The organism is Arenibaculum sp., from assembly GCF_035998295.1.
GTDB lineage: Bacteria > Pseudomonadota > Alphaproteobacteria > Azospirillales > Azospirillaceae > DASYHS01.
The window spans coordinates 1-4,049 of record NZ_DASYHS010000027.1 but is presented as its reverse complement, the minus strand read 5'-3'; the positions used below and the strand labels follow the sequence as shown (position 1 = coordinate 4,049).

Here is a 4,049-nt window from a genome sequence, read left to right as displayed (position 1 = left end):
GGGTGGCGCGATGCGCCACCCCGGGAGTGTGGAGGGAAGCGTCGTGCCGCTCAGCGGACCCGGCCTTCCTGCCAGGCCTTGAGCAGCGCGTCGTAGGCCACCGTCTCGCCCTGGGGCTTCTCGTTGTCCAGCTTCGGCTTCGGGGCGCCGGGCTGGTCGAACCAGTACTGGGCGTCCCGCTCCTCGTTCAGCTTCGGGCCGCACTCGCCCTGGACGTTCGCGCGCTCGAGCCGGGCCATCACCTGGTCCTGGGCCGCGGCCAGATTGTCCATGGCCTCCTGCGGGGTCCGCTCGCCGGTGACCGCCTCGGCGACGTTCTGCCACCACAGCTGCGCCAGCTTCGGGTAGTCGGGCACGTTGGTGCCGGTCGGCGTCCAGGCGACGCGGGCCGGGCTGCGGTAGAACTCGACCAGCCCGCCCAGTTTCGGCGCCATCTCGTCCATGGCCGGAGTGTGCAGGTCGGATTCGCGGATCGGCGTCAGGCCGACCATGGTCTTCTTCAGCGAGGCGGTCTTGGAGACCGTGAACTGGGCGTAGAGCCAGGCGGCCTTGCGGCGGTCGACCGGGGTCGACTCGAGCAGGGTCCACGAGCCCGCGTCCTGGTAGCCGAGCTTCATGCCCTCTTCCCAGTACGGGCCGTGCGGCGAGGGCGCCATGCGCCACTTCGGCGTGCCGTCCTCGTTGACCACCGGCAGGCCGGGCTTGGCCATGTCGGCGGTGAAGGCGGTGTACCAGAAGATCTGCTGGGCGATGTTGCCCTGCGCCGGCACCGGGCCGGCCTCGCTGAAGGTCATGCCCTGGGCCTCGGGCGGGGCGTATTTCTTCAGCCAGTCGATGTATTTGGTGAGCGCGTAGACGGCGGCCGGGCCGTTGGTGGCGCCGCCGCGCGCGACCGAGGAGCCGACCGGGCTGCAGCCGTCTACGCGGATGCCCCATTCGTCGACCGGCAGCCCGTTCGGGATGCCCTTGTCGCCGGCGCCCGCCATGCTGAGCCAGGCGTCGGTGAAGCGCCATCCCAGCGACGGGTCCTTCTTGCCGTAGTCCATGTGGCCGTAGACGCGGACCCCGTCGATCTCCTTCACGTCGTTGGTGAAGAACTCGGCGATGTCCTCGTAGGCGGACCAGTTGACCGGCACGCCCAGCTCGTAGCCGTACTTCTCGCGGAAGCGCTGCTGCAGGTCCGGCCGCTCGAACCAGTCGGCGCGGAACCAGTAGAGGTTCGCGAACTGCTGGTCGGGAAGCTGGTACAGCTTGCCGTCCGGCCCGGTCGTGAAGCTCTTGCCGATGAAGTCGTCGATGTCGAGGGTCGGCAGCGTGACGTCCTTGCCTTCGCCCGCCATCCAGTCCGACAGCGGCACGACCGCGCCGTAGCGGAAATGCGTCCCGATCAGGTCGCTGTCGTTGACGTAGGCATCGTAGACGTTGCGCCCGGACTGCATCTGCGTCTGCAGCTTCTCGATGACGTCGCCTTCCTGGATCAGGTCGTGCTTCAGGTTGATGCCGGTGATCTCGGAGAACGCGCGGGCGAGCGTCTGCGCCTCGTACTCATGCGTGGTGATCGTCTCGGAGACGACGTTGATGTCCATCCCGCGGAACGGCTCGGCCGCCTTGATGAACCACTCCATCTCCTTCATCTGCTCTTCCTTCGAGAGCGATGACGGCTGGAACTCCGTCTCGACCCAGCGCCGGGCCGCCTCCTGGTACTGCTCGTCGCTCTGGGCCGCTGCCGGACCGGCCGCCAGGCCGATGCCGACGATGCCCGCGAGCATCGTGCCGGCCAACAGGCGCGAGTGTCTCCTCCCCAAATCGTCAGGTGCCATCGTTTCCTCCTTGGACTCCCTCGTTTCGGACCGGCGGGACGCCGGACCCGTTCCCTCGGGCGAGCACCCGGGGAAATCTTCTTGGCGGCGCGGCTTCAGCCGTACCGCATCACGAACGCCATCCAGACCACCGACAGGCCGAGCGCGATCCACAGCGTCGTGTCCGTCAGCGCGAGCCAGGCGAGGTGCAGATAGGCGCTGCCCAGCAGGCCGATGAACAGCCGGTCGCCCCGCGTCGTCGGCATCGGCAGGAACCCGCGCCGCTCCACCGAGGGAGAGGCGAGCTGCCAGGCCGTCATCCCCGCCAGGATCAGCAGGATCGTCGCGAAGAACAGGGCGGTCGGCCAGGTCCAGGCCATCCATTGCAGGTCGATGAACAGGTCCATGGGCGTGTCCTCCCTCAGACGCGGCCGAGCGCGAAGCCCTTGGCGATGTAGTTGCGCACGAACCAGATCACGAGCGCGCCGGGAACGATGGTCAGCACGCCGGCCGCGGCCAGCAGGCCCCAGTCCATGCCGGCAGCACTCACCGTGCGGGTCATGGTGGCGGCGATCGGCTTCGCCTCGACGCTGGTCAGCGTGCGCGCCAGCAGCAGCTCGACCCAGCTGAACATGAAGCAGAAGAACGCGGTGACGCCGACGCCGGCCCGGATCAGCGGCAGGAAGATCGTCAGGAAGAAGCGCGGGAAGCTGTAGCCGTCCATGTAGGCGGTCTCGTCGATCTCGCGCGGCACGCCCGACATGAAGCCTTCCAGGATCCACACCGCCAGCGGCACGTTGAACAGGCAGTGCGCCAGCGCCACCGCGATGTGGGTGTCGAACAGGCCGAGCGTCGAGTAGAGCTGGAAGAACGGCAGCAGGAACACCGCCGGCGGCGCCATCCGGTTGGTCAGCAGCCAGAAGAACATGTGCTTGTCGCCGAGGAAGCGGTAGCGCGAGAACGCGTAGGCCGCCGGCAGCGCCACCGTCACCGAGATCAGCGTGTTGAGGGCGACGTATTTGATCGAGTTGATGTAGCCGGAATACCAGCTCGCATCGGTGAAGATCGTGATGTAGTTCGCCAGCGTCGGGTCCCGCGGGTAGAGCGTAAGCCCCGACAGGATCTCCGAGTTCGTCTTCAGCGACATGTTGACCATCCAGTAGATGGGCAGCATCAGGAAGACGACGTAGAGCACTAGGATCACCGTCGTGCGCCGCGAGGTCCCCGCGCGGGGCCGGGTCCGCGCGCGGGCGGGCGAGGGCAGGGCGGTCGTGGCGCTCGGGGTTTCCGCGGTCATGACTTGTCTCCCGCGCCGACACGGGTGATGACCGTGTAGAACACGTAGCTGAACAGCAGGACGATCAGGAAGTAGATGATCGAGAAGGCGGCCGCCTTGCCGAGGTCGAACTGCCCGACCGCCATGCGCGTCAGGAACTGGCTGAGGAAGGTGGTCGCGTTGCCGGGCCCGCCGCCGGTCAGCACGAACGGCTCGGTGTAGATCATGAAGCTGTCCATGAAGCGCAGCAGCACCGCGATCAGCAGCACGCCGCGCATCTTCGGCAGCTCGATGTGGCGGAACACCGCCCAGCGCGAGGCGCCGTCGATCCGGGCCGCCTGGTAGAAGGCGGGCGGGATCGCCTGCAGCCCGGCATAGCACAGCAGTGCCACCAGCGGCGTCCAGTGCCAGACGTCCATCACCAGCACGGTGAGCCAGGCGTCCAGCGAGTCGCCGGTGTAGTTGTAGTCGACGCCCAGCGCCTGGACCACCGCCCCGCCCAGGCCGATGTCGGGGCGCGCGAAGATCTGCCAGATCGTGCCGACGACGTTCCACGGGATCAGCAGCGGCAGCGCCAGCAGCACCAGCGTCAGCGACGTCCTCCAGCCCTTGCCGGACGGCATGCACAGCGCGACCGCGATGCCGAGCGGGATCTCGATCGCCAGCACCGCGAGCGAGAAGACGATCTGGCGCACCAGCGCGTCGTGAAGCCGCTCGTCCGCCAGGATGGTCTCGTACCATTCGGTGCCGACCCAGAACGCCTGGCCGGGGCCGAAGATGTCCTGGACCGAATAGTTGACCACCGTCATCAGCGGGATGATCGCGCTGAAGGCGACGATCACGAAGACCGGGATCACCAGGAACCAGGCTCGGTTGTTCCAGGGCTTGTCCATGTCCGCCTCCTAGCTCGCCAGCCGGCTGTCGCGGTAGAGCAGCGTGCGCTCCGGCGGGAAGCGCAGCGCCAGGCCGTCGGC

4 protein-coding genes are annotated in these 4,049 nt (G+C 67.7%); all 4 read right to left on the bottom strand.

Going from position 1 to position 4,049, the window contains the following annotated elements; all coding sequences use genetic code 11:
• Window positions 1-50: 50 nt before the first annotated feature.
• The 4 genes from VGO20_RS02590 to VGO20_RS02575 all read right to left on the bottom strand — a co-directional run bounded on the left by VGO20_RS02590 (window position 51) and on the right by VGO20_RS02575 (window position 3,968).
• Window positions 51-1,769, bottom strand: a complete 1,719-nt coding sequence (locus tag VGO20_RS02590; protein ID WP_414639770.1) for an ABC transporter substrate-binding protein — start codon at window positions 1,767-1,769, stop codon at window positions 51-53.
• 146 nt (window positions 1,770-1,915) lie between these two features.
• The gene (locus VGO20_RS02585; protein ID WP_327500721.1) at window positions 1,916-2,206 is read right to left on the bottom strand and encodes a DUF2160 domain-containing protein; all 291 of its coding nucleotides are present in this window, start codon (window positions 2,204-2,206) and stop codon (window positions 1,916-1,918) included.
• A gap of 14 nt (window positions 2,207-2,220) precedes the next feature.
• Window positions 2,221-2,973, bottom strand: coding sequence for a carbohydrate ABC transporter permease (locus VGO20_RS02580; RefSeq protein ID WP_327500723.1), 753 nt, complete (start codon window positions 2,971-2,973; stop codon window positions 2,221-2,223).
• Between the two features lie 119 nt (window positions 2,974-3,092).
• Entirely contained in the window at window positions 3,093-3,968 is an 876-nt protein-coding gene (locus tag VGO20_RS02575; RefSeq protein ID WP_327500720.1) for a carbohydrate ABC transporter permease, read from the bottom strand.
• Window positions 3,969-4,049: the final 81 nt, after the last annotated feature.

What these genes read in the sequence shown, in the direction of transcription:
- VGO20_RS02590 (WP_414639770.1), bottom strand. Translation starts at nt 1,769, where the DNA reads ATGCTCGCGGGCATCGTCGGCATCGGCCTGGCGGCCGGTCCGGCAGCG.
- VGO20_RS02585 (WP_327500721.1), bottom strand. Translation starts at nt 2,206, where the DNA reads ATGGACCTGTTCATCGACCTGCAATGGATGGCCTGGACCTGGCCGACC.
- VGO20_RS02580 (WP_327500723.1), bottom strand. Translation starts at nt 2,973, where the DNA reads ATGCTGCCCATCTACTGGATGGTCAACATGTCGCTGAAGACGAACTCG.
- VGO20_RS02575 (WP_327500720.1), bottom strand. Translation starts at nt 3,968, where the DNA reads ATGGACAAGCCCTGGAACAACCGAGCCTGGTTCCTGGTGATCCCGGTC.